This is a genomic window from Kitasatospora sp. NPDC024654 (assembly GCF_055559155.1).
In genome coordinates this window covers 1-1,092 of the sequence record NZ_JBVHLF010000281.1, presented here as the reverse complement: position 1 = coordinate 1,092, position 1,092 = coordinate 1, and the positions used below count along the sequence as shown (strand labels likewise).

The following is a 1,092-nucleotide window of genomic DNA, read 5'->3' as shown; positions in this document are numbered from 1 at the left end:
GCAGGTTCTTGATCATCACAATCAGAAACCTACGCAGGGTGCGGCGTTCGTTATCTCATGACACGAACCGACCCACACATGCGAGCGAAGAGCCGTAAAAAAGAACGGCTCTTCCAAGACTTTCGTAGCCGGTGATCGGCGGCTCCTATTGTTCAGTTGAGCAGGATGCGGTGGCGCAGGAAGCGGAAGCTGATCGGCCGTACATCTGGCGCTTACTGATCATTTCAGAATGAGGTTCGGAGTCGTCGCAGGCAGATGATGCTGCAAGCGAGTTGAAGCAGGCCCAGGTGGAGGTCGCCGCGTATCTCGTAGCGGATCCGCAGGCGCTTGAACTGGTGGAGCCAGGCGTTGTTCAGCCAGGCGCCCAGGGACAGCCCCTCCGCTGTCTTGCGCGTGCGCGGGACTTTCGCGCGTCCCTCCCGTTCGACGAACACGGCGACACCAGGCCCTGCTGGAACCGGTCCGCCCGCGACACCTTCGGCTTCGCCGCGGCCATCGCCCGCGTGGCCGCCAGGTTCCAGCGGGGCCTCGCTGCCCTCGAGGCCTTCGTTGAGCGGGGGACACACGAAGGTCCCACGCATTTCAGTCCGCATGTGGGCGGCGATAGCATCGTCGTTCATTCAGGGATGGGGAGAGGAATCAGAGGCGTGGAGAAGCTTCCGAGCCTGCGTGTCGGGGCGACCGAACGGGATCGCGCGATTGAGTCGCTGAGCGAGCACATGGCGGCCGAGCGCCTCACCCCGTCCGAATTCGAAACACGTATGGAACGGGCGCACGCCGCCGTCTCGGAGGCAGACCTGCGGGCGCTCTTCGACGACCTGCCCGCTCCCGGTTGGGACGGCGGTGGAGCATCCGCGGGCCGGGAGGCGGGCAACCGGCTCGCGTCCGCCTCCCGCGCCCGGTTTGGCATAGCCTCAGGCGGGCGCGTGGCCGCGCTCTCCAGTGCCCTGCTTCCCGCGAGCGGGGCGACGGCCACCGCTCTGGCACTGGGCCCCCAGCCTCGATGTTTCATCACGTCACTGTTGATCGGTGACTGTTTGTCACGGCATGGGAAAGGTGCCCTGCCACCTGCGATGATCCGGCTTGTCTAGG

At 65.2% G+C, this 1,092-nt stretch carries 2 protein-coding genes; one reads left to right on the top strand and one right to left on the bottom strand.

Annotated elements, in window-relative coordinates; all coding sequences use genetic code 11:
* Window positions 1-224 precede the first annotated feature (224 nt).
* On the bottom strand, window positions 225-620 hold the full coding sequence (locus ACZ38L_RS39630) for a hypothetical protein (protein ID WP_465703046.1): 396 nt from the start codon (window positions 618-620) through the stop codon (window positions 225-227).
* A gap of 27 nt (window positions 621-647) precedes the next feature.
* Here ACZ38L_RS39630 and ACZ38L_RS39625 point away from each other — a divergent pair, with 27 nt between their 5' ends.
* On the top strand, window positions 648-1,091 hold the full coding sequence (locus ACZ38L_RS39625; protein WP_465703044.1) for a DUF1707 SHOCT-like domain-containing protein: 444 nt from the start codon (window positions 648-650) through the stop codon (window positions 1,089-1,091).
* Window position 1,092 lies beyond the last annotated feature (1 nt).

Bases quoted from the DNA above. Each gene is read 5' to 3' on its own strand.
- ACZ38L_RS39630 (WP_465703046.1), bottom strand. From the start codon at position 620: ATGAACGACGATGCTATCGCCGCCCACATGCGGACTGAAATGCGTGGG.